The organism is Amycolatopsis sp. NPDC047767 (assembly GCF_040704195.1).
Taxonomy (GTDB): domain Bacteria; phylum Actinomycetota; class Actinomycetes; order Mycobacteriales; family Pseudonocardiaceae; genus Amycolatopsis.
Map to the genome: position 1 here is coordinate 83364 of NZ_JBEYSJ010000006.1, position 23163 is coordinate 106526.

Here is a 23163-nt window from a genome sequence, read left to right on the forward strand (position 1 = left end):
GCGGATGATCCGGCTCGCTCGTGCTTCCGACCTGCCGTTGCTGGGCGAACTCGAACGCGCGGCCGGGGAGCCGTTCCGCGGGCTGGGGATGGCGGCCGTCGCGGATGACGAACCGTTTTCCGTGGCGGAGCTGCTGCCTTACCAGGCCGGCGGGCGGTGCTGGGTGGTGGATGCGTCGGGTGTGGTGGCGGCGTACCTGGTGGCGGATGTCGTGGACGGCAACGGGCACGTCGAGCAGGTGTCGGTGCTGCCGTCTTTCGCGCGGCGGGGGCTGGGCCGGGAGCTGATCGAGACGGCGTGGGCGTGGGCCGGTTCGCTGGGTCTCCCGGCGCTGACGTTGACGACCTTTCGTGACGTGCCGTGGAACGCTCCGTACTACGCGCGGTTGGGCTTCCGGGAGCTGCCTTCGGCCTCATGGGGACCTTCGCTGCGCGCCATCCGCGAGCACGAGGCGGCGCTCGGACTGGACCGCTGGCCGCGTCTCGCGATGATTCGCTGACCAGCGGTGTTACCCCTCCGGGGGACATGCGTCGCCCACGAGGGGGACCCGATTTGCGGGCGCCTTCGAACACGTGTTCTACTGGTCGAGCCGGCCCCGGAGGGGGAAGCTCCGCGGGCCGGCACTCTCGGTTTTCAGCGTTTGGAGGCAGCGTGGCAGTCAAGATCACCCACCTCACCAACGGCCAGCAGGTGCGCTTCGCCAACGCCGACGGCGCCCGCCGCTACGCCGAAATCATGGGCGGCGGCGTCGACAAGTGGGCGTTCACCGACGTGCCGGGCGAGTCCGAGCTGCCGAAAATGTCGGGGTCGGTCGTTAACGTCCCGGTATGGCGTATGACTTCCAGGTGACCGTGGACTCCGCGGAACCGCACACCCAGGCCGACTGGTGGGCCGAGACGCTCGGCTGGACCGTCGAACCCAGCGACGAGGCCTTCATCCGCGAGATGATCGCCAAGGGCTACGCGATGGAGTCCGACACCACCATCCACCGGGGCGCCCTGGTCTGGCGCGAAGGCGCGGCGATCTCCCACCCGGAGACGTCGCGCCGCGTCCTGTTCCAGCTCGTGCCCGAAGGCAAGACCGTGAAGAACCGACTCCACCTCGACGTCCGCGTCGGCGGCCCGGAGAACATGGAGGAGGAATTCGCCAAGCTCCAGGCCCGGGGCGCGACGTTCCTGCACCGAGGCTCTCAGGGCCCCAACCGCTGGATCACCCTGGCGGACCCGGAGGGCAACGAATTCTGCATCGGCTGACGGGTTGGGCTTCGTTTTCCGCGCTTCCGACCACCTCGGCCCCACCCACCTCACGACTCCGGCTCGGCTGACGTGGGGGCAGCCGAGCCTTCGTGGTGACCACGGCCTTGCCGCTCGGACCACCCTTGCCACGCCGGGCGGAACTTGCCACTGCACTCCGGTCGATGCCACCCCGCACGGCGTCTTGCCAACCCGCGCGAAACTTGCCACTCGGCGGCAACCCACGCCATCCCGTACAGCGCCTTGCCACTCCTGGCGAAACTTGCCGCTCCGTCCCTCCGCCCCACGCCACCCCTACGGCACTTTGCCGCGCCTGGCGAAACTTGCCACGCCACCCCGATCGATGCCACCCGCACGGCGCCTTGCCAACCCGCGCGGAACTTGCCACTCGCCGCGGCCAATGCCATGCCGTCAGGTGTCTCGCCAATCAGCGCGGCATCTCGCCACCTCACGGTGCACATCGCCACAGCAACGGCACATGCCAAGCGCACTGCTCTTGCCACCGTCTCGACACCATGCCGTCCGCACGACCTCTTGCCACTCGATGCGGCACCTTGCCAAACCGTGCGGAACCTCGCCGCCACACGCCTAGTCTTGCCACGGCAGCGGCACTGGCAGTGGCAGTGGCAAGCAGCACCTACGGCTCACCTCGCGCCCGCGCTACGCCTGCGAGACGTTGCCATCGGCCGCCCGTCTTGCCATTCCTCGCGGCGCCTTGCCACCTAACCCAGCTCCTTGCCACTCAGAGCGAGACATGCCGGCGGGCGCCGCGCTTTGCCATGGCAGGGGCAGTGGACTGGCGGTGGCACTTGCCATACCCCGATGCATGGCGGTGTCCATGGCGTCTTGGCCATCAGCGCGGAAACTTGCCGTTGGATGTCGCACGTTGCCGCGGCAACGGCGGGCAAGCGGCACGAAACTTGCCACTCCTCTCAACCCTTGCCACACGTATGGAGCCTTGCCAGCCGGCGCAGCGGCTTGCCGAGCGAGCTGGGTCTTGCCACCGGGTGTGGCAAGTTGTGGATCGGCTCGCTGAGGATCTTGCGGTCAGGCGAGTCGATGTGGGGTGATGCGGGGTGTCCGTGAGCCGGCAGCAGGGGGCGGCCGGTCCAGGTTCTACGCACGGAAACCTAGCCCTGCAGCCGGGAAAGCGCCGCCGGAATCGCCGCCGCCAGCAGGTCCAGCTCCTCGTCCCCCGCCACCAGCGGCGGCGACATGGCGATCCCCTTCCCCAACGGCCGCACCAGAACACCCTCGTCGCGCACCAGCCGCTGCAGCTTCCCCGGCGCCCCGGGGTCCGCCGCCAGCACCTCCGCCGACAGCTCCACGGCGGCCAGGAACCCGAGCCCGGCCCGAACCTCGCCCACCAGCGGATGCGAAGCCGCTTCAGCCAACGCGTCCGCCAGCGGCTTCTCCAGGTCTCGCCCGCGCGGGATCAACCCGTCCTTCTCGTAAATGTCCAAGGTCGCCAACGCGGCGGCACAACCCACCGGATGCCCGGCGTAAGTGGCGCCATGCCGCAAAACCGGCGCCCCGGCGGAACCAGTGAAGAACGGCGCTGCCACCTCCGGCGAAACCAGCAACGCGGCCAACGGGATCGTCCCCCCGGTGAGGCCCTTGGCCGTCGTCACCATGTCCGGCCGAACCGCCCACCGGTCGATCCCGAACCACGTCCCCAACCGCCCGAACGCGGCGATCACGCAGTCCGCCACGAAAAGCACGCCGTACCGGTGGCAAACCTCCACCGCGGCCTCGAGATACCCCTCCGGCGGCAACAACACCCCGCCCGCACCGATCACCGGCTCACAGAAGAACGCGGCGACCCGATCCGCCCCCACCCGCAGGATCTCGGCCTCCAAAGCCGCAACGCTGTCGTACGCCACATGCGAAAACCCCGAAGGCATCGGCCCGAACCCCTCGGCGTTGACGGGAATCCCGCCCACGGCCGTGCCGAACCCGTGCGTCCCGTGGTACCCCTGCGTCCGCCCGATGATGTGGGTCTTCTCCGGCCGTCCAGTGTGGACGAAGTGCGCCCGCGCGATCTTCACGGCCGTGTCGACGACATCACCGCCGCCGGAGCCGAGGAACACCTTCGACCCCGGCACCGGAGCGAGCGAAGAAAGCCGTGACGCCAGCTCCAGCGCCGGCTCGTTCGCGTAGTACCCGAACAGGTTGTACGAATCCAGCTTCTCCAGCTGCGCCGTCACGGCCTGGGTGATCTCGGGCCGTCCGTGGCCGAAATTCGCGTACCAGAGCGAAGCCGTGGCGTCGAAGTAGCGGCGGCCGGCGTCGTCCCACACGTACGAGCCCGAGCCGCGCGTGATCACGAAGCGGTCGCCGTCGACGGCGCCCATGTCCGCGAACGGGTGCCACAGCGGGTTCTCCATGTATTCCTCCTTGTGTCACAACGAAAGGAACTCGGCGATCTCCGCCTCCGAGTACCCGATTTCCGCGAGCACCTCCGCCGTGTGCTGGCCCAGCACGGGCGGCGCCGACGTCGGCCGCGGCTGCGTGTCCGAGGCCTTCACCGGGAAACCCGTGCCGAGGTAGGTGCCGATGGTCGGGTGCGGCAGCCGCACGACCTGGTCGCGCGCGGCGGTCCACGGGTCGGCGTACACGTCGTCGATGTCGTTGATCGGCGCGGCCGGGATGCTCGCCTCGTCCAGCGCCTTCGTCCACTCGTCGACCGTGCGTGTGACCAGCACTTCCTCCAGCAACGCGTTGAGCTCGTCGCGGTGGGCCGACCGCGCGGCGTTGGTCGAGAACCGCGGGTCCTCCGCAATGTCCAGGCCGAGCACGCCGCAGAAGTTGCGCCACAGCTTCTCGCTGCCGACCGCGATGATCAGCCAGCCGTCGGACACGTGGTACGCCTGGTACGGAACGATGCTCGGGTGCGCCGAGCCCATCCGGCGCGGGCGCGGGGTGTCGTAGAAGTGTGCGCCCGCGGCGTAGATGTGCCACGCGAGCTGCGCGTCGAGCAGGGAGACGTCGAGGTACTGCCCGCGCCCGGTCGTGTGCCGGGCCTGCAGCGCCATCAGCACGCCGATGATCGCCCACGTGCCCGCGTTGAGGTCGGCCACGGGCAGGCCCACCTTGGCGGGCGCGCCGTCGGGCTCGCCGGTCAGCCCCATCACGCCGCCGAGCGCCTGCGCGACGAGGTCGTAGCCCGGCCGGTCGCGGTACGGCCCGGTCTGGCCGAAACCCGTGATCGACACGTGGATCAGCCGCGGGTTCAGCTCGGACAGCGAGGCGTACGACAGGCCCCACCGCTCCAGCGTGCCGGGGCGGAAGTTCTCGACGAGCACGTCCGCGTCGGCCACGAGCCGGCGCACGGCTTCGCGGCCGCGTTCGGACTTGAGGTCGAGCACGATGCCGCGCTTGTTGCGGTTGGCCGCGAGGAAGTACACGGCCTCGTCGCCGACGAACGGCGGACCCCACAGGCGCGTGTCGTCTCCGTGGCCGGGCGGCTCGACCTTGACGACGTCGGCACCCATCTCGCCGAGGTACTGCGTGCAGTACGGCCCCGCCAGGATCCGGGAGAGGTCGACGACCTTGAGACCGTCGAGCGGGCGGACCTCGGGCATGGGCGGCTCCTCGGGCGTCGTCGCGGACCTACGCCTCCTTTCTACCTCCCGGACAACGGATTACCTACCAACGGCCCATTGACGTGAACCGTTCACTCCTGTTGATTTTTGGGTGAGTATGTGCCGCTTTGATGAGTTGGGTTGCGCACTCTGGGAGGTTATTTATGCGTCGTCTTGTGGGCCTGCTGGCGGTTGCGTGCCTGACAACCGGCCTGGCCACCGCCCTCACCACCGCGAGCGCGGAAGCGGCCCCCGCCGCCCCGAACGCCGTCCAGCAGCAAACCGGCGCGCTGCCGCCGATGGGCTGGAACAGCTGGAACAAGTTCGGCTGCAACATCAACGAAGAGCTCATCCGCGAGACCGCCGACGCGATCGTCAGCAGCGGCCTGCGCGACGCCGGCTACCAGTACGTGAACATCGACGACTGCTGGGCCGAGCAGAACCGCAACGCCGAGGGCAAGTTCGAGCCCAACCACGAACGCTTCCCGAGCGGCATCAAGGCGCTCGCCGACTACGTGCACGCCAAGGGCCTCAAGCTCGGCATCTACACCAGCGCCGGCACGCAGACCTGCGCGAAGACGATGCCGGGTGCGCTCGACCACGAGGACGTCGACGCGCAGACCTTCGCCGACTGGGGCGTCGACTACCTCAAGTACGACAACTGCAACAACGAGGGCCGCCCGGCCATCGAGCGCTACACGAAGATGGGCGACGCGATCAAGAAGACCGGGCGCTCGATGATCTACGCGCTGTGCGAGTGGGGCGAGAACCAGCCGTGGTTGTGGGGCAAGACCTCCGGCGCGCAGCTGTGGCGCACCACCGGTGACATCAGCGACAACTGGACCAGCATGACCGGCATCCTCGACCAGCAGGTGGGGCTCGAGAAGTACTCCGGTCCCGGCGGCTGGAACGACCCCGACATGCTCGAGGTCGGCAACGGCGGCATGACCGACGCCGAGTACCGCTCGCACTTCGCGCTCTGGTCGCTTATGAACGCGCCGCTGCTGGCGGGCAACGACGTCCGCTCCATGCCGGCCGCGACGAAGGCGATCCTGGCGAACAAGGACGTCGTCGCCCTCGACCAGGACTGGGCGGGCGTGCAGGGTCACAAGGTGCGCGACGACGGCGACACCGAGGTGTGGACGAAGCCGATGTCGGACGGTTCGGCCGCGGTGGTGCTGTTCAACCGCGGGATCTCGGCCGCGACGATGACGAGTAACGCGTCGGAGATCGGGTTGTCCGGGCGGGATTTCCGGGTGCGGGATCTGTGGAGTGGTGCGGAGACCGAGAGCGCCGGGACGTTGCGGGCGACTGTGCCGAGTCACGGGTCGGCGGTGTTCCGGGTGTGGCCGGCGAAGTTCCCGGCGGCGGCACCGGCTGCGACGTTGTCGCTTGATGCGGGGTCGTATTTTCCGGCTGGGAAGCCGTTTACGGCGCATGTCCGGCTGACCAATGACGGCAGCACGCCGCTTGCCGCGGCTCGGGTGACGGTGTCTTCGCCGGCTGGTTGGCAGATCGACGGGCGGGGTGAGGTGCTCGTTCCCGTGGTGGCGCCGGGGAAGTCTTGGGATCGCGCAGTGACGGTGAAGCCGGTGAAGCCGGGGGCGCAGGTTTCGATGTCGGCGAAGGCTTCGTACGTGACCGGCTGGGGGCGGCGATCGTTGTCGGCTGATGCGGGTGGACCGGTGGTGACGCCGTTCGCGGCTGGGGTGACGGCGATGTCGAAGGCGCCGTTCCTGCTGACGGAGAACGGGTGGGGTCCGGTTGAGCGAGGGACCAGCAATGGGGAGAACCAGGCTGGTGACGGGAATCCGATCACGATCAACGGTCAGGTGTATTCGGATGGGTTGGGGGCGCATGCGCCTTCGTTGGTGCGGGTGTATTTGGGTGGGGGGTGTCAGGCGTTTCATTCGGTTGTGGGGCTGGATGATGAGTTCGCGACCGGGAGTGTGACGTTCGAGGTTCGGGGGGATGGGAAGACGTTGGCTTCGACGGATGTGGTGCGGCATGGGTCGGTGGCGCAGGTTCTGGATGTGCCGCTGGGTGGGGTGCAGGTGTTGGATCTTGTGGTGACGGATGGTGGGGATGGGAATAACACGGATCATGCTGATTGGGCTGATGCTTTGGTGACGTGCTGAGGGCTGGCTGGTTCTGCTGGAGTTGGTTCTTGTCCTCGCAGGGCGTGTTGCGGTAGGTGTGCACCCCGAAGCTGGATTGTGTTGACGGCCGGTGAGGCGTTGTCAAGGCGGGAAAGCGTGCCTTGACAACGCCTCGCCGGCCGCAAGGAGGCTTCGGATCGGGGTGCCGGGGCGGGGCTGGGTGCAGGTTTCGTCGCGTAGGTGAGCGGCGGTTGGTGGGGTTTGCGCGGCCCGAGCGCACGGTGGCTTGGGTGGGCGGCCGGCGGTTGGGTGGGGCCGTGGCCGTGGCCGTGGGTCAGCGGACGCCCAGGTCGAAGTCGAGGCTGTAGCGGTTCGAGGGCATGGCGCCGGCGGATTTGGCGCCGTCGATGGGGAGGACGGCGCCGTTGATGAAGCGGGATTCGTCGGTGGCCAGGAAGAGGATGGCTTTGGCGACCTCGGTGGCTTCGCCGACGCGGGCGGCGGGGGTGCTGGCGACGAGTTGGTGTTGCTTGGTCTCGAAGTCGTCCGGGGAGGCGAGGGTCGAGCGGAGCATGTCGGTGTCGATGGCGCCCGGGTTGACGGTGTTGGCGCGGATGCCCTGGTGGGCGTGGGCGACGGCGAGGGACTTCGTGAGGCCGACCAAGGCGTGCTTCGTCGCGTTGTAGACGGGGTCGCTGGGGCGGCCCATGACGCCGCCGTTGGACGAGGTCGTGATGATGCTGCCGGAGCGTTGGGCGAGCATGTGGGGCAAGACGGCGCGCGTGCCGAGGAAGGCGGTGCGGACGTTGAGGGCGAAGATGGTGTCGAAGTCCTGCAGTGTCGTCTCGGTGAGGGGTTTGGCGAGGTGGGCGCCGACGTTGTTCACCAGCACGTCGATGCGGCCCGCGTCCTCGATGACGCCCGCGACGAAGTCGTTGACCGCGGTCTCGTCGGTGGCGTCGACGAGCGAGTGGCGGTAGCCGTCCAGGTGGGCGGCCGGTTCGCGGATGTCGCTCGCGAAAACCACGGCGCCCTCGGCCAGGAACTCCTTCACGGTGGCGAGGCCGATGCCCCGCGCGCCCCCGAAGATCACCGCGACCTTGCCGGCCAACCGACCCATGTTCAGTCCCTCCCTTGAAGTTCGGCCACCTCGTAGTCCTCGGGCAGCCTGACCAGCGCGTCCGGCGCGCCGGTGTAGCGCACCACCACGCCGTAGACGGACTCGGCCGCCTCCGCGGAAACGTACCCCGCCACCACGTCGGCCAGGACGTCCGCCACGGCGCGCCGCCGCGGGTCGCCGTAGCCGCCGCCACCGGGGAGGACGACGTCGACCTCGGCGTGCGGGTCCAGGGCCACGCGGCTCTTGGCGGGGAGGTCGGCGCCGCCGGCCAGCCCGAACCGGCCGAGGGCGCCCGGAGCACCACCGTCCACACCGGACGCGGCGGCCCGCACCCGGTCGACGTTCCCGTTGACGCTCCAGGCAATCCCGCCCAAGGCCGCCATCGTTGTTCGCTGGCCCAGCCCGCCGCGGAACTGCCCGGCGCCACCCGAGTCCACGCGCAGCTCCCGCACGCCCTGCACCAGCGGCGCGCTCGTCTCGATCACCTCGGTGGGCGTCGAGCGCAGGCCGCTGGGAAAACCCGTGGTCGAGAGGCCGTCGCGGGACCCGCGCGCGCCCATGCCGCCAGTCTGGAACACCGTGGACATGAAGCCCTCGCCACGCCAGATCGTCATCCACAGCGCGTCGGCACTCGGCGCGACGGGGCAGTCCGGGAGCGCCCCGATCAGCAACGACGGCAGGAAATGCCCGATCAGGTGCCGCGACGCGACGGGCGCCGGCGGCACGCAGTTGAGTACCGAGCCCTCCGGCGCGGTCACGTGCACGGGCCGGAACGAGCCGGCGTTGTGCGGCACCTCCGGCGAGATCGCGGCCTTCACCGCGAAGGACGCGTACGCCCGCGTGTAGTTCAGCACCACGTTGATCCCGCGCCGGCTCTGCGGCGACGAACCCGCGAAGTCCACGTGGATCTCGTCGCCCGCCACGGTCACCGCGACACGCAGCACGACCGGTTCGTCGTCGAAGCCGTCGGTCACCAGCTCGTTGCGGTACACGCCGTCCGGCAACGCGGTGATCGCCTCCCGCAGTGCGCGTTCGGAGCGGTTCATGATCTCGGCGGCGACGTCGTCCAGCGACGTCAGCCCGAACTCGTCCAGCAGCCGCACGAGGCTCGCCGCGCCGACGTCGTTGCCCGCGGGCAGACGGCCGGGCAGATCAACGACATCACCGTCGCCACGCCGGTTTTCGCCGGTGGCCGGCTGGTCGCGTGGTTCGCGTCGTGCTGCCACGCGCCGGACATCGGGGGCCGGCTCGTGTCCGCGGACGCCACGGAGGTCTTCGAGGAGGGCCTGCGGCTGCCGATCCTGAAGTTCCTCCGCGCCGGCGGACCTGCGCGTACAGGTCGCCGATGGTCTCCTCGGGTGTGCGGACGTTGGCGCGGATCAGCCGTTCCAGATCGGCGTTGACCTCAGGTACCGCTCGGCGAGGTCCTGCACGTAGACGTTCGCGACGGTGGTCGACGTCCGTTCGAACTCCCGTATCTCCGGCACCACTTCGGACGACAGCGCCACCCGCAACCGCGGCGCCACGCGCGCCAGCACCTCGGCCGCGCGCCGCTCGTGCGCGGGGTTGGTGAAGGAGTGCAGGAAACACACGGCGACGGCGTCGATCCCCCGGGCGTCGAGCTCACGGCCCAGCCGTGCGACGTACTCCTCGTCCAGTCCCGTGTGGACGGTCCCATCGGCCAGGACCCGCTCCGGCACGTCGAAGCGCAGGTATCGCGGCACCAGCGGCTCGGGCAGCTCGAGGCGCAGGTCGTAGAGCTCGTAGCGGTGTTCGCGGCGCATCTCGAGCACGTCGCGGAACCCCGCTGTGGCGAGCAACGCCGTGCGCGCGCCCTTGCGTTCGATCAGCGCGTTGGTGACGAGCGTGGTGCCGTGCACGAGCTGCTCGACGTCGCCGAAGTCCAGCCCGGCGCGCGCGAACACCTCCGCCAGGCCCTCGGCGACCGCGAGCGCCGGCTCGCGTTGGGTGGTCAGCACCTTCCCGACCGCGACGACCCCGGATTCGCCGAGCACGCACAGGTCCGTGAACGTGCCACCGATGTCGACGCCGACCCGCAGGCCCGTCATCAGCGCGGTTTCCGCGGCCACCGGGGCGAGGTGTTCACCGGCGGCTTCAGCTTCGCCCGCACCACGAGCACGTTGGGCTCGTCCGACTCGATGAACTCGCCCAGCAGCCGGCGGAACGCGCGCCCGAACCCGGACACGCGGTCGGCGTGCACCCCGAACGACCGCGCCAGGCCGACGAAGTCCGGGCTGTCCCAGTCGACCCCGCGGTGCGGCAGGCCTTCCTGGTCCTGGTCGTAGCGCAGCATGCCGTAGCCGCCGTCGTCGACGACCACGACCGTCACGGGCAGCTGCTCCTCCGCGAGCGTCGCGAGATCGCCCACCGCGTAGAGGAAACCGCCGTCGCCGGTCACGCACACCACGCGCCCGGAACCGGTTGCGGCGGCGCCGAGCGACGCGGGGAATCCGTAGCCGAGCGTGCCCCAGCCCATCGGGTACGCCAGCTTGCGCGGTGCGCGCACGCGGTGGAAACCGCCGATCCAGTAGCCGGCCACGCACATGTCGGTGACCAGCATCGAGGGTTCCGGCAGCACTTCCTCCAAAGTGGACAGGAAGTCGGCTGCCTGCGGTTCTTCGGTGCGGATGCGCTGGCGCACGCGGCGGCCGATGGACGCCAGCCGCACGGTCAGCTCGTCCAGGCCCGGCCGGCTGGCCGGGCGCAGTGACTCGACGACGCGGCGGGCGTCACCCACCAACGTGATGTCCGGTTTGTAGTTCTTCGCCGCATCGAAGGCGTCCACGTTCACCGCGATCAGCTTGGGCGGCGCGGGCATCAGCCAGTTCTGCGTCATCAGGCCGTCGAAGTCGGTGCCGATGGCGAGCACCACGTCGGCCTCGTCCCACAGCTCGCCGACCTCCGGCGCGTGCACCGGATTCGGGGCCAGGCAAGGGTGATCGAGCGGCAGCAGCCCGCGCGCGGCGAACGTGGTGACCACCGGGGCGGCCAGCCGTTCGGCGAGTTTGCCGATGGCCTCGCCCGCCTCCGCCCGCAACGCGCCGCCGCCGGCCCAGATCAACGGACGCCGGGCGCCGGACAGGAGATCGGCGGCACGCGCCAGGTCCGGCAGGTCGAGCACCCGCTCGGCCAGCGGCTTCGGCGGTCCGCTCGCCTCCGTGGTCTCCCGCAGGTAGTCCGTCGGGATACCGAGGTACACCGGGCCGGTCTGCGGCATCAGCGCCAGGCGCGCCGCGCGGTGGACGGTGGTGCCGATCTGGTCGGCGCGGTGGACGGTGAAGCCGGCCTTGGTCACGGGCGCGAACATCGCCTGCTGATCGGACGTTTCGTGCAGGACACCGCGCACCACGCCGGGGCGCTTGAGCGTGGACGGGATGTCGGTGGCGACCACGAGCACCGGCGCGGCCGAGGCCATCGCCTCGCCCACGGCGCCGAGCGTGTTGGCCGCGCCGGGCCCGGTCGTCACGAGCGCGACGCCGAGTTTTCCCGTGGCGCGGGCATAACCGTCGGCCGCATACCCGGCGGTCTGTTCGTGCCGGACACCGATGATCCGGATTCCCGTTTCCGCCAACGCCTCCCACAGCGGCAGGTTGTGCACACCGGGAAGCCCGAACACGACTTCGGTCCCGAGTGCCTTCAGCGCGTCGCCCAGATGCTGAGCACCAGTCCGTCCTGCCACGGCTGCCACTGTATCCACCGCGGGGAAAGCACCGCACAGTCGTCACCGGACACCGTTTGTCACCAGCGGTTACGCGGTAATGGGCAAGAAAGAGCCCATCGTGCGTAGACTCGGGCTCCGGGGTGCGCCGATGCCCCCGGCGTGGCGGAAGGTGGTCGGAAAATGCCGTTGATGCCCGTGACCGACTCGATGTTCCTGATGGTCGAGACCCGCGAACACCCCATGCACGTCGGCGGCCTGCAGCTGTTCCGCAAACCGGAGACCGCGGACGGCAACTACCTCAGCGATCTTCGCCAGAAGATGCTTGCGACCGACAACATGCGCAGCGTCTTCCGGCGCCGCCCGAGCCGGCCCGTGAACACCGCCGGGTACGTGCGCTGGACCGCCGACGCGGAGCTCGAGCTCGACTACCACTTCCGACACTCCGCGCTGCCGCAGCCGGGCCGCATCCGCGAGCTGCTGGAGGTCACCTCCCGCTGGCACAGCACGCTGCTCGACCGGCACCGGCCGTTGTGGGAGATCCACCTCATCGAGGGCCTGCAGGACGGCCGGTTCGCGATGTACTCGAAGATCCACCACTCGCTGATGGACGGCGTCTCCGCGCTGCGCCACCTGCAGGGCACGCTGTCCGACGACCCGAACGACCTCGACTGCCCGCCGCCGTGGGGCAGCCGGCAGAACGGGACCGACGGCAACGGCAACGGCCACGCGCAGCCGTCGTTGTTCAACCTCGCGGGCAAGACGTTCGACCAGGTCGCGGGCATCGCGCCGGCCGCGGCCAAGGTGGCGCGGGAAGCGTTCCGCGAGCACACGCTCACGCTGCCGATGCAGGCACCGAAGACGATGCTGAACGTGCCCATCGGCGGTGCGCGCCGGTTCGCCGCGCAGTCGTGGTCGCTCGACCGCGTGCGCGCGGTGGCGACCGCCGCCGGCGTCTCGCGCAACGACGTGGTGCTCGCCATGTGCTCCGGCGCGCTGCGCGACTACCTCATCGAGCAGAGCGCCCTGCCCGACGCGCCGCTGATCGCGATGGTGCCCGTGTCGCTGCGCCGCAAGGCCGACGCGGGCGAGGCCAGCGGCAACAACATCGGCGCGCTGCTGTGCAACCTCGGCACCGACCTGTCCGACCCGGCGCTGCGGCTTTCGGCGATCCACACGTCGATGACCAACGGCAAGAAGCTCTTCTCGGAGCTCACGCCGCTGCAGACGCTGCTGCTCTCGGGCGTCAACGTGGCGCAGCTGGGCGCGTCGCCGATCCCGGGCGTCGTGAACAACACGCGCCCGCCGTTCAACCTGGTGATCTCCAACGTCCCGGGCCCGCGCAAGCAGATGTACTGGAACGGAGCTTCGCTCGACGGCATCTACCCGGCGTCGGTGCTGCTCGACGGCCAGGCGCTGAACATCACGCTGACCAGCAACGGCGACAACCTCGACTTCGGCATCACCGGTTGCCGGCGCAGCGTGCCGCACCTGCAGCGGATCCTCACGCACCTGGACACGGCGCTGGCCGAGCTGGAAGGCGCGACGGGGGTCAAGTAGGACTTACGCGATGCCCTCCGGGCTGGCACCGCCGACCTGGATGGCGCCGGCGGTGATGCGCTCGATCTCGGCGAGGTCTCCGGGCGTCAGATCGAGGTCGGCGGCGGCCGCGCTGGCCTCGATGTTGCGCGGTTTGCGCGCGCCGACGATGGCGACGTGGACGCCGGGCTGGGCGAGCGTCCACGCGATCGCGAGCTGGCTGACCGACGCGCCCCGTTCGGCGGCGAACTTGGCGAGCTCGTCGACGATCTGCAGGTTGTGCCGCAGGTTTTCCCCTTGGAACGCCGAGGATTTCGAGCGCCAGTCGGACTCGTCGAAGACGGAGTCGGCCGTGAAGGTGCCGGTGAGCAGGCCGCTGCCGAGCGGGCTGTAGGCGAGGACGCCGATGTCGTGTTCCCGCGCGTACGGCAGCGGATCGGTCTCGATGCCGCGGCGGAACAGGTGGTACGGCGGCTGCAGTGTCTCCACCGGGCGCGTCTCGTCGAAGGCCGCGAGCTGGGCGGCGTTGTAGTTCGAGACGCCGACGTGGCGGACCTTGCCCGCGTCGACGAACTCCTGCAGCGTCGCCGCGACCTCCGCCGCCGGCGTCTCGGGGTCGGGCCAGTGGATCTGGTAGAGGTCGAGGTGGTCGACGCCGAGCAGGCGCAGGCTGTTGTCCACACCCTGTGTGAGCCACTCGCGGCGGGAGTCGCGGGCCCGTTCGGCGCGCGGTTTCGTGCCGCCCTTGGTCGCGATGACGACGCTGTCGCGGTCGTGGTCCAGCTCGCTGCGCAGGGCCTTGCCGAGGAGCTGCTCGGCCGCGCCGCCGCCGTAGGCCTGCGCGGTGTCGAAGAGGGTCACGCCGAGCTCGCGCGCGTGCCGAACGGCCGCGATCGCCGTGTCCTCGTCGAAGGAACCCCACTGCCCGCCGAGCTGCCACGTGCCGAAGGCGATCCTCGACACTTCGAGGCCGCTCCTGCCCAGAATCGTCGTACGCATGATCCTCAGGAGAGCACACGGGCCACGGCCACGCACCACACCTGTGGCGTGCGTCCCGGCCAGCGGATATCGAGTTGTGCCGAATGTCCCGATGATCGGATAGTGGCTCACCGTGAGCCTCCTCGAGCCCTTGCGCGGCCGCAGTTTCCGCGCGCTCGCCACCGGACGGACCCTCGCCACCTTCGCCAACGCCGTCGCCCCGGTCGCGCTCGCATTCGCCGTGCTCGACCTCACCGGTTCGGCCGTCGACCTCGGGCTCGTGGTGGGGGTGCGCTCGGTCGCGAACATCGCGTTGCTGCTGTTCGGCGGCGTGCTGGCGGACCGGCTGCCACGCTCGGTGATCATGCAGGGCACCGAGGTGGCTGCCGGTGTCACGCAGGGTGTGCTCGCAGTGAGTGTCCTTTGTGGATTCGCGTCGATCCCGTTCCTGGTCGGGCTCAGCGCGGTGAACGGCGCGGTGGCCGCGATCTCGCTGCCGGCCGCGGCGGCCATCACGCCGCAGACCGTTTCGCGCGACCAGCTGAGCCAAGCCAACGCCCTGATCCGCCTGCTCACCAACACCGGCCGCGTCGCCGGCGCTGGCGCCGCGGGAATCGTGGTCGCCGTGGCCGGCTCGGGCTGGGCGGTCGCGGTGAACGCGCTTCTCTTCTTCGCGGCCGCCTTCGCCTACCGCGGCATCCGTCTCCCGCGCGGCGCCCGCATCGCCGCGGGCCACCCCATCGCCCGACCTCATCGCCGGCTGGCACGAGTTCCGTTCTCGGGCGTGGGTGTGGATCGTGGTGGTGCAGTTCGCCTTCGTCAACGCGGCCGGCCTCGGCACGCTCGTCGTGATCGGCCCGGTCGTCGCCGACGACACCTTCGGCCGCACCGGCTGGGGCCTCGCGCTCGCGGTCCAGACGGCCGGCTCCATGCTCGGCGGCCTCATCGCCGCCCGCTGGCAACCCCGGCGCGCGATGTTCGTCGGCGTCCTGCTGGTGACGGCGGAGGCGCTGCCGGTGCTCAGCCTGGGCCTCTGGCCGGCGCTGATCCCCCTGCTCGCGGCCATGGTCCTGGCCGGTCTGGCGATGGAGCAGTTCAGCGTCGTCTGGGACGTGGCCCTGCAGGAGAACATCCCCTCCGACCGCCTCGCCCGCGTGTACTCCTACGACATGCTGGGGTCCCTCGCGGCCATGCCCATCGGCCAGATCGCGGCGGGACCGCTGGTCGAGCACCTCGGCCGCGAGCCCGTGTTGCTGGGCTGCGGCGTACTGATCGTGGTGGCGACGCTGCTCGCGTTGTCCAGCCGCCAGGTGCGCGGGTTGGTGCGGCACAAACCGGTCGCGCTGCCGGCCGCCTGAATCCGCCGTGAACCGGCTATTTCGGGCGCACTGCCATGAAGTTGATGGCGTGGGCGCTCATCACGACCTCGTCGTCGGCGTTGAAGAGTTCGATGTGCGTGCGGAGCAGGCCGCGGTCCGGCTTGGACTTCGACAGGCGCGCTTCCTCGATGGTGGCGCGCACGTGGAGCTTGTCGCCGGGGCGGACGGGGCGCGGCCAGCGCACGTCGTCCATGCCGGGGCTGCCGAGGCTGGACACCGAGGACAGGAAGTGGTCCACGAACATCCGCATCATCACGCCCGCCGTGTGCCAGCCGCTGGCGACGAGGCCGCCGAACGGACCGTGCTCGGCCGCCGCCGGGTCGGTGTGGAAGCTCTGCGGGTCGAAGCGCCGCGCGTACTCGACGATCTCTTCCGCGGTCACCACCGCTTCGCCGAACTCGTACACCGCGCCTTGCGGGTAGTCCTCGAACCAGCGGTCGTCGATCGGCGTCGTGAACTCGGTCATGGCTCGCAGCCTGCCACACCCATTGTTCGCTCCGCAGCGAACAGTCAGCGGGCTAGCCTCGGCCGATGACAGCCGGACCGGACATCGCGACCGTCGCGCAGGCGATCGGCGAACCGGCGCGCGCGGCGATGCTGCTGCAGCTCATGGACGGTGACGCCCACACCGCGCGCGTCCTCGCGACGGTCGCGGGCATCGCCCCGTCCACGGCGAGCGCGCACTTGCGCAGGCTGTGCGAGGCGGGCCTGGTGCACGTGACGGAGTCCGGCCGGCAGCGGCTGCACCGGCTCGCCGGGCCGGAGGTCGCCCAGCTCGTGGAGGCCCTCGCCGCGCTCGCGCCTCCGCGGCTGCCCGCGAACCTGCAGCCGGACCCGCCGACGGGCGAGCTGCTCGAGGCCCGCGTCTGCTACGGCCACCTCGGCGGCCGGCTCGGCGTCACCATCGCGGCCCGCCTGCAAGCCGACGGCGTTGTTGACACCCTCGGCCCCGGCGAGACCGACGCCGTGCGCACCTTCGACCATCCGTTGCTCACCGCACTCGGGATCACCGGCGTCACCGCGGCTCCAGCCGTCCGCGCCTGCCTCGACTGGTCCCAGGGCCGCGTCCACCTCGCCGGCGCGCTCGGCGCCGCGCTGCTGACCGGCCTCCTCGACGCGGGCTGGGTCCGCCGCCGCCCGGCCGGCCGAGCCCTGCGCCTCACCCCGACCGGCCGCGACCGCTTGGCCCGGCTGGCATTTCCGGTCGCCGGCGCGTCCGCCGGTCAGAGCTTCCGGTAGCCAGCGGCTTCCGGTCGCCGGCGTCTCCGACAGTGGGCCCTTCCGCTGGCGAACGTTTCCGACAGTGGGCACTTCCACTAGCGAACGTTTCCGGCAGTGGGCACTTCCGCTAGCCGGCGTTTCCGGCAGTGGGCACTTCCGCTAGCCGGCGTTTCCGGGCGCCGGCGCATCCGGCAGTGGGCACTTCCGCCGGTCGACGCTTCCGTGACCAACGACCCCGGTAGCGAGCGCTTCCGGCAGTGGGCGCGTCCGCCGGCGAACGTTTCCGGTCGTGAGCATCCCCGGTCGCCAGCGCTTCCGATAGCCGGCGGCTCCGGTGGCGAGCCCTTGCGGTAGCGAGCACTTCCGGCAGTGGACGCTTCCGGTGGTCAGCACTTTCGGTAGTGCGCTTCCGGTAATGAGTGTTTCCGGTCGCCCGCGTAACCGGTGGTCAGAGCCCGGGCGAGCGCGGCTCGGGCGCGACGTCGCGGTGGCCGTCGAGCTTCCACCAGCTCTCGAGGGTCTGGCGCAGCGCCTTGAGCAGCTCGCCGCCCGTTTCGAGCGGCACCAGTGCGGTCGGGCCGTCCTCGATGCGGAGGGCGGCCGAGAGACGGTCGTCGCGTTCGATGAGGCCCACGATCACGCGGGTGGGTTGACCGGTCATGTCGACAGTGGCGATCGCCTGCTCGTATCGCCAGCCCGTGGAATGCACGCGCCAGACCCTGGCACAGTTTCCGGCGCTCGCGGCCGGAGTTCACCCCAACGTGCGTCGGGTCAGCGCACCACCCAGGGCCGCACCTCTTCGAGCAGCTTCGCGACGGCCAGCACGAGGTCGTCGGAGTGCCGCGGGCCCACGATCTGCAGCCCCACCGGCAATCCGGCCGACGTCCGTCCGGCCGGGACACTGATCGCCGGCTGCTGCGTCATGTTGAACGGGTAGGTGAACGGCGTCCACTCCGGCCACTCGCTCAGCCCGCTGCCCGGCGGCACGTCGTGCCCGGCCTCGAACGGCGGGATCGGGATGGTCGGGGTGATCAGCACGTCGTAGCGCGTGTGGAACTCGCCCATCAGGATGCCGAGCGCCGCGCGGGCCGCGGTGGCGTCGAGGTAGTCGCTCGCGCTGTAGGTCTTGCCCTGCTCCCACACGCGGCGCAGCCCGGGGTCGACGCGGTCCTCGCTGCCCGGCGGGAACGAGTCCAGCATCTTCGCCGCGCCGGTGGACCACAGGATGTCGAACGACGGCTTCGGGTCCTCGAACCCCGGGTCCGCCTCCTCGATCTGCAACCCCGCGTCGTCCAGCGCCTTCACGGCCGCCGCGACGATCGCCGCGACCTCCGGGTCGACGTCCACGTAGCCGAGCGTCGGCGAGAACGCCGCGATCAGCCCGCGCACGTCACGCCGCACGGCCTCGCGGTAGGTGCTGACGGGCGGCGCCAGCGCGGCCGGGTCGCGCGGGTCGGACGTGGCGATCACGTCGAGCAGCAGCGCGGTGTCGTCGACGCTGCGCGCCATCGGGCCGGCGTGCGACAGCGGGCCGAACGGGCTCGCGGGGTACAACGGAATCCGCCCGTGGGTCGGCTTCAGACCGACGATCCCGCAGAACGACGCGGGGATCCGCACCGAGCCACCGCCGTCGGTGCCGACCGAGATCGCACCCATGTCCGCCGCGACGGCCGCCGCGCTGCCACCGCTGGAGCCGCCCGCGGTCTTCGACGGGTCGACGGGGTTGCGCGTGATGCCGGCGAGCGCGCTGTCGGTCACGCCCTTCCACGCGATCTCGGGCGTGGTCGTCTTGCCCAGCACCACCAGGCCGGCCTCGCGCATCCGCGCCATCACGGGGCTGTCGACGTCCCACGGCCCCTCGGCCGGGATGCTCGTGGAACCGCGCCGCGTGGGCCAGCCGGCGGTGAGGAACATGTCCTTGATCGACGAGGGCACGCCGTCGAGCCAGCCGATCGGGTTGCCGTCGCGCCAGCGGATCTCGGCGGCCTTCGCCTGTTCCAGCGCGCGGTCGGCGTCGACCAGGCAGTAGGCGTTGAGCTCGCCGTCGCGTTCTTCGATGGCCTGCAGCGCGTCCTCGGTCGCCTCCACCGGCGAAAGCTCCCCGGTGGCGTAGGCGGCGACCAATTCGCTGGCGGTCAGTTCCCGGTGGCTCATCCGGCTGCTCCCTGAGATTCCGACGGCACGTAACCGAGCCGTTTGTCCACGACGTTGCGCAACGGCTCCCCGGCCACCCAGCGGCGGAAGTTCGCCGTGAACACCTCTACCAGGGTGCTGCGCCAGCCGAGGAAGTCCCCCGACATGTGCGGCGACAGCAGCACGTCCGGCATTGTCCAGAGTGGACTGTCGCCCGGCAGCGGCTCGGTGTCGAACACGTCGAGGGCCGCGCCCGCGATCTGCCCGCCGCGCAACGCCGCCACCAGGTCGGACGTGACCACCAGCTCGCCGCGCCCGACGTTCACGAACCGCGCCGACGGCTTCATCGCCGCGAACGCTTCCGCGTCGAACATGCCCTTCGTCTGCTCGGTCAGCGGTGCGACGGCCACGACGTAGTCGAACACCGGCAAGTGCTTCGTGAGCTCGGCGGAGTCGTGCACCGTGCCGAAGTCGGGGTCGCCCGTGCGCGGACGCCGCCCGGCCCCGGACACGCGCAGGCCGGCCGCGCGCAGCAGCCGTGCGATCGAGCGGCCGATGGGCCCGGTGCCGACCACGAGCACCTCTTTGCCGGTGACGCGTTCGGTCTCGCGGTGCTGCCACGTGCCGGCGCGCTGCAGGTCCAGCGATCGCGCGAAGTCCTTGGCGAAGGCCAGAACCACGCCCAGCACGTACTCCGCGATGGCGTCGTCGAAGACGCCCCGCGAGTTCGTGAGCACGACATCGCTCTCGACCAGCCCCGGGAACAGCACCGGGTCGACGCCCGCGCTCGCGATGTGCAACCAGCGCAGGTCGCCGGCCGCGTGCCACGCGCCGGGCACGGCCGTGGAGAGGAAATCGTAGACGAACAGCCCCTGGGCTCCGGTAAGCGCTTCGGGTAGTCCTCGCGCGTCGGTGTAACGAACCACCGCCGCCTCTTCGATAGCGGCCATGTCCGGTGGTGGAGCCGACCCGCACAGCACCGCCAGCACGGGAAATTCCGAGGCGATCACATTGACACCGTAAAAGTGGCTCGTATGATTGTCAACAATCCGAGGAACGACCCCCGGAGCACCGGACGTGTCATCTGCACAGGCGTATTCCGGAGGCTGAGCCTTGGATCTTGACTTCCTCGCGTTCGAGGGCCCGCTCGCACAGCGCGGCATCGGCGTGATCGCGCCGTTCGACCTCGCCCTCGAACGCGAACTCTGGCGTTGGGTGCCGATGGAGGTCTCCCTCCACCTCGCCCGCACGCCGTACGAGCCCGTGCCCGTGAGCATGGAGATGGCGCAGCTCGTGAGCGACAGCCGCCACCTCGCGGCCGCGACCCGCGACGTGCTTCACGTCGAGCCGGAGGTGGTCGCCTACCTCTGCACGTCGGGCAGCTTCGTCAACGGCATCGACTACGAGCGTTCCCTCACCAAGGCGATCTGCGACGCGGGCGCGCCCGACGCCGTGACGACCTCGGGGGCGCTGGCCGAGGTGCTGCAGCAACTCGACCTGCACCGGATCTCGGTGCTCACCCCCTACGACGCCGACCTCACCGGCAAGCTCCACGACTTCCTCGCCGAGCTCGGCGTGACCACCGTGTCCAGCGACCACCTCGGCCTGGGCGGCGGCATCTGGAAGGTCAGCTACCGCACCATCGCCGAGCGCATCCTCGCCGCCGATCACAGCGACGCCGAAGCGATCTTCGTCAGCTGCACCAACCTCCCCACGTTCGACTTGATCGAGCCCCTCGAGACCGCGCTGGGCAAGCCCGTGCTCACGGCCAACCAGCTGACCATGTGGGCGTGCCTGCGCCGCATGCACCTGCCGATCGTCGGCCCCGGCAAGTGGCTGCGGGAGGTCTCTTGACGCATCTGACTAAGATTGTCGACAATCTGCTCATCCCGGAGGTTTCGTGACCACGATCGGCTTCATCTACCCCGACCATGCGGCCGAGGACGACTACCCGCTCGCCGAGCAGCTGCTCGGCGGATCGGACGCCGACGAAGGCGACATCCGGCTGCCGGTCGAGCACATCTACGGCACCGACCTGCACGCCGTGCCCGAGCTGCTCGACCTCGGCAGCGAGGCCCGGCTCGCCGACGGTGCCACTCTGCTCGCCAAGCACGAGCCCGACGCGGTGATCTGGGCCTGCACGTCCGGCAGCTTCGTGTACGGCTGGGACGGGGCGCGCGACCAGGCCGACCGCCTCGCCGCGGTGGCCGGGGTCCCGGCATCGAGCACGTCGTTCGCCTTCGTGCACGCGGCGCAGGCCCTCGGCGTGAAGCGGGTCGCGGTGGCCGCGAGCTACCCCGACGACGTGGCGCGCCTGTTCGTGGACTTCCTCGCCGCCGGCGGCGTCGAGGTGCTCACGATGGCGAGCGCGGGCATCGACACCGCCGCCGAGGTCGGCCGCCTGGAGCCCGAAGCCGTGGTGCGCCTGGCCGTGGAGAACGACCAGCCCGAGGCCGACGCCGTGCTCGTGCCGGACACCGCGATGCGCACACTGGGCGAGATCAACACCATCGAGACGGCGCTGGGCAAGCCCGTGCTCACCGCGAACCAGGTGACGATCTGGGAAGGCCTGCGGCTCACCGGCACCACGCGCCTGGTGCGTTCGCTGGGCGCGTTGTTCCGGGTGAGGAGCTGAGCCGTGGTCGTCCTGCCCGACATCGAACCGGTCAGCCGGGAGTCGACCGCCGCGGTGATCGCGCGCCAGCTGCGCGACGCGATCATGACCGGCGCGCTGCCTCCCGGCACCCAGCTCGGCGAGACCGACCTCGCCTCCCGCTTCCAGGTCTCGCGCGGCCCGCTGCGCGAGGCGATGCAACACCTCGTCTCCGAAGGCCTGCTCCGCAGCGAGCGCCACCGCGGCCTGTTCGTGATCGACCTCGAACCGAGCGACGTGTTCGACATCTACCTCGCCCGCTCGGCCGTCGAACGCGCCGCCCTCCTGTGCGCCCTGCGCGGCGACCGCGAGCTCATCGCGGCCTCCCTGGAGCAGTTCGTGGCCGACATGGCCACCGCCGCGAACGACGACGACCCCGCCGCGCTGTCGGCCGCCGACCTCGCCTTCCACGAGGCCCTCATCAACGCCTCCGGCAGCAAACGCCTCGTGCGCATGGCCCGCACCCTCCTCATCGAGACGCGCATGTGCCTGACGCTGCTGCAAAGCACCTACCAGGGCGTGGAAGACCGCGTGGACGAGCACACGCGCATCATCGACGCCCTGCGCACCGGCGACGCGGACGCGGCCCTGCACCTGCTGGACGCCCACATGGACGACGCGATCGGCCGGCTGGTGCCGGGGACGAGCCTGAAGGAAGGCGAAGCACCGGCTCCGGCCTGACCGCGAGCCGCGTGCGGCAGCCCGGCTCACGGGCCGCCGCACGCCGCGTTGCCGGGATTCACCCGCCGCCGCAAGGAGAAACCGAGAGCGGCGGACAGCCGCACCCGACAGTCCGCGGCCAAGACGGCGCCACGCCCGCCGAGCCTTCGACCGGCAGCCGCCGGACCGGCTGAGGGGCACGGCCGCCACGGCAGCGCGAACGCCCGTGATCCGCCGACGGCGGTTGCCGGAGCCCGATTCTCTTGCCATGCCGCACAATCGCCCGGCGCGAAGACGCGGCCATCCTCGCTCAGTCATCGGACCGCGTCCCCAGCACCGGCTGGCCGCCGAGGCCGTCGCGGTAGGACGGGGACCACGGGAAGCGGCCGGCTTCGTCGGCGTGGACGAGCTGGAGCGCGCGGATGTCGTGGCCGTACAGGGAAACCGCGACCGACAGGTGCGCCGACGGTGACGTGAGGGCGACGACCTCGACGGAAGGCATGCCCCGCAAGGAAAAGATCTCGCCGGGCCGCGGTGGGCCGGAGTCGAAGGAGCGTTCGGCGGCGGCGCCGAGCAGCAGGATGGACGGGTGCGGCGGCAGGCCGGTGACCACCAGCTCCGGCAGCCCGTGGGCCGTCAGGCCGACGGTGTAGGCCCAGGGCGGCCGGGGACCCGCCCCCAGCACGCCCTGGACGCACCAGCCGTACTCCTGGATCCGTTCCAGGACCTCCGCCAGGTAACTCGCCCCGGGTCTTCTCCCGTTCTCGCACTGCTCGCACATCGGTGCTCCCCCTCGCTCGACGAAACCGGTCCGGCGGGAGCCGGTCGGTCGAGGAGTAGTGAAGCGGGGAGCACCGACGAAAAA

20 protein-coding genes and 4 pseudogenes are annotated in these 23163 nt (G+C 70.6%); 12 read left to right on the forward strand and 12 right to left on the reverse strand.

Annotated elements, in window-relative coordinates:
* Window positions 1-4: 4 nt before the first annotated feature.
* From AB0878_RS13295 to AB0878_RS13305, 3 genes are all read left to right on the forward strand, one after another.
* Window positions 5-499 carry a GNAT family N-acetyltransferase gene (locus AB0878_RS13295; RefSeq protein WP_366579511.1) on the forward strand — a complete coding sequence of 165 codons (495 nt, stop codon included), beginning with the start codon at window positions 5-7 and terminating at the stop codon, window positions 497-499.
* 152 nt (window positions 500-651) lie between these two features.
* A complete protein-coding gene (locus AB0878_RS13300; protein ID WP_220243923.1) occupies window positions 652-849 on the forward strand; it encodes a hypothetical protein in 198 nt (65 codons plus the stop codon).
* Window positions 828-1253 carry a VOC family protein gene (locus AB0878_RS13305; protein WP_366579513.1) on the forward strand — a complete coding sequence of 142 codons (426 nt, stop codon included), beginning with the start codon at window positions 828-830 and terminating at the stop codon, window positions 1251-1253. Before AB0878_RS13300 ends, AB0878_RS13305 begins: the two co-directional genes overlap by 22 nt.
* 1130 nt (window positions 1254-2383) lie before the next feature.
* Here the strand turns inward: AB0878_RS13305 and AB0878_RS13310 are convergent.
* Window positions 2384-3640 carry an aminotransferase class III-fold pyridoxal phosphate-dependent enzyme gene (locus tag AB0878_RS13310; RefSeq protein WP_366579515.1) on the reverse strand — a complete coding sequence of 419 codons (1257 nt, stop codon included), beginning with the start codon at window positions 3638-3640 and terminating at the stop codon, window positions 2384-2386.
* Between the two features lie 15 nt (window positions 3641-3655).
* Entirely contained in the window at window positions 3656-4837 is a 1182-nt protein-coding gene (locus tag AB0878_RS13315; protein WP_366579517.1) for a CoA transferase, read from the reverse strand.
* Between the two features lie 164 nt (window positions 4838-5001).
* Between AB0878_RS13315 and AB0878_RS13320 the strand changes: the two genes are divergently transcribed.
* Complete coding sequence (locus AB0878_RS13320) at window positions 5002-6975, forward strand: NPCBM/NEW2 domain-containing protein (protein ID WP_366579519.1); 1974 nt, start codon at window positions 5002-5004, stop codon at window positions 6973-6975.
* Between the two features lie 295 nt (window positions 6976-7270).
* Here the strand turns inward: AB0878_RS13320 and AB0878_RS13325 are convergent, their stop codons facing one another.
* Together AB0878_RS13325 and AB0878_RS13330 are read right to left on the reverse strand one after the other, a co-directional pair.
* The gene (locus tag AB0878_RS13325) at window positions 7271-8056 is read right to left on the reverse strand and encodes an SDR family oxidoreductase (RefSeq protein WP_366579520.1); all 786 of its coding nucleotides are present in this window, start codon (window positions 8054-8056) and stop codon (window positions 7271-7273) included.
* Window positions 8057-8058: 2 nt separating this feature from the next.
* Window positions 8059-9198: pseudogene (locus tag AB0878_RS13330) on the reverse strand (hydantoinase B/oxoprolinase family protein); the annotation flags it as partial.
* Here AB0878_RS13330 and AB0878_RS13335 point away from each other — a divergent pair.
* Window positions 9193-9378 (forward strand): annotated as a pseudogene (locus AB0878_RS13335) (hydantoinase B/oxoprolinase family protein); the annotation flags it as partial. The pseudogenes AB0878_RS13330 and AB0878_RS13335 sit on opposite strands and share 6 nt — an antisense overlap.
* Window positions 9379-9459: 81 nt before the next feature.
* On the opposite strand, the pseudogene AB0878_RS13340 reads toward AB0878_RS13335, so the two are convergent.
* Both AB0878_RS13340 and AB0878_RS13345 read right to left on the reverse strand, forming a co-directional pair.
* A pseudogene (locus tag AB0878_RS13340) lies at window positions 9460-10125 on the reverse strand (hydantoinase/oxoprolinase N-terminal domain-containing protein); the annotation flags it as partial.
* The gene (locus AB0878_RS13345) at window positions 10125-11756 is read right to left on the reverse strand and encodes a thiamine pyrophosphate-binding protein (protein ID WP_366579522.1); all 1632 of its coding nucleotides are present in this window, start codon (window positions 11754-11756) and stop codon (window positions 10125-10127) included. The gene AB0878_RS13345 and the pseudogene AB0878_RS13340, both read right to left, overlap by 1 nt.
* 162 nt (window positions 11757-11918) lie before the next feature.
* On the opposite strand from AB0878_RS13345, the gene AB0878_RS13350 reads away from it, so the two are divergent.
* Entirely contained in the window at window positions 11919-13295 is a 1377-nt protein-coding gene (locus tag AB0878_RS13350; protein WP_366579524.1) for a wax ester/triacylglycerol synthase family O-acyltransferase, read from the forward strand.
* A gap of 3 nt (window positions 13296-13298) precedes the next feature.
* Here the strand turns inward: AB0878_RS13350 and AB0878_RS13355 are convergent, their stop codons facing one another.
* Window positions 13299-14273, reverse strand: coding sequence for an aldo/keto reductase (locus AB0878_RS13355; protein ID WP_366579526.1), 975 nt, complete (start codon window positions 14271-14273; stop codon window positions 13299-13301).
* Window positions 14274-14385: 112 nt separating this feature from the next.
* Here AB0878_RS13355 and AB0878_RS13360 point away from each other — a divergent pair.
* Window positions 14386-14928, forward strand: a pseudogene (locus AB0878_RS13360) (MFS transporter); the annotation flags it as partial.
* A 121-nt stretch (window positions 14929-15049) separates the two neighbouring features.
* On the forward strand, window positions 15050-15610 hold the full coding sequence (locus AB0878_RS13365) for an MFS transporter (RefSeq protein ID WP_366579980.1): 561 nt from the start codon (window positions 15050-15052) through the stop codon (window positions 15608-15610).
* Window positions 15611-15626: 16 nt separating this feature from the next.
* Here AB0878_RS13365 and AB0878_RS13370 read toward each other — a convergent pair whose 3' ends face one another.
* A complete protein-coding gene (locus tag AB0878_RS13370; protein ID WP_366579528.1) occupies window positions 15627-16097 on the reverse strand; it encodes a MaoC family dehydratase in 471 nt (156 codons plus the stop codon).
* 65 nt (window positions 16098-16162) lie between these two features.
* Between AB0878_RS13370 and AB0878_RS13375 the strand changes: the two genes are divergently transcribed.
* Window positions 16163-16870 carry a helix-turn-helix transcriptional regulator gene (locus tag AB0878_RS13375; protein WP_366579530.1) on the forward strand — a complete coding sequence of 236 codons (708 nt, stop codon included), beginning with the start codon at window positions 16163-16165 and terminating at the stop codon, window positions 16868-16870.
* A 430-nt stretch (window positions 16871-17300) separates the two neighbouring features.
* Here AB0878_RS13375 and AB0878_RS13380 read toward each other — a convergent pair whose 3' ends face one another.
* From AB0878_RS13380 to AB0878_RS13390, 3 genes are all read right to left on the reverse strand, one after another.
* On the reverse strand, window positions 17301-17561 hold the full coding sequence (locus AB0878_RS13380; protein WP_366579532.1) for a hypothetical protein: 261 nt from the start codon (window positions 17559-17561) through the stop codon (window positions 17301-17303).
* Window positions 17562-17623: 62 nt separating this feature from the next.
* Window positions 17624-19006 carry an amidase gene (locus AB0878_RS13385; protein WP_366579534.1) on the reverse strand — a complete coding sequence of 461 codons (1383 nt, stop codon included), beginning with the start codon at window positions 19004-19006 and terminating at the stop codon, window positions 17624-17626.
* On the reverse strand, window positions 19003-19995 hold the full coding sequence (locus AB0878_RS13390) for a D-2-hydroxyacid dehydrogenase (RefSeq protein WP_366579536.1): 993 nt from the start codon (window positions 19993-19995) through the stop codon (window positions 19003-19005). Before AB0878_RS13390 ends, AB0878_RS13385 begins: the two co-directional genes overlap by 4 nt.
* Window positions 19996-20098: 103 nt before the next feature.
* Here AB0878_RS13390 and AB0878_RS13395 point away from each other — a divergent pair, with 103 nt between their 5' ends.
* From AB0878_RS13395 to AB0878_RS13405, 3 genes are read left to right on the forward strand one after another with little or no spacing between them, the layout of a single operon-like run.
* Complete coding sequence (locus AB0878_RS13395) at window positions 20099-20839, forward strand: Asp/Glu/hydantoin racemase (RefSeq protein ID WP_366579537.1); 741 nt, start codon at window positions 20099-20101, stop codon at window positions 20837-20839.
* Window positions 20840-20885: 46 nt separating this feature from the next.
* A complete protein-coding gene (locus AB0878_RS13400; protein ID WP_366579539.1) occupies window positions 20886-21620 on the forward strand; it encodes a maleate cis-trans isomerase in 735 nt (244 codons plus the stop codon).
* 3 nt (window positions 21621-21623) lie between these two features.
* Window positions 21624-22319: a GntR family transcriptional regulator gene (locus AB0878_RS13405; protein ID WP_366579541.1), complete on the forward strand. Its 696-nt coding sequence runs from the start codon at window positions 21624-21626 to the stop codon at window positions 22317-22319.
* 289 nt (window positions 22320-22608) lie between these two features.
* On the opposite strand, the gene AB0878_RS13410 is transcribed toward AB0878_RS13405, so the two are convergent.
* Entirely contained in the window at window positions 22609-23079 is a 471-nt protein-coding gene (locus AB0878_RS13410; protein WP_366579543.1) for a DUF4262 domain-containing protein, read from the reverse strand.
* Window positions 23080-23163: the final 84 nt, after the last annotated feature.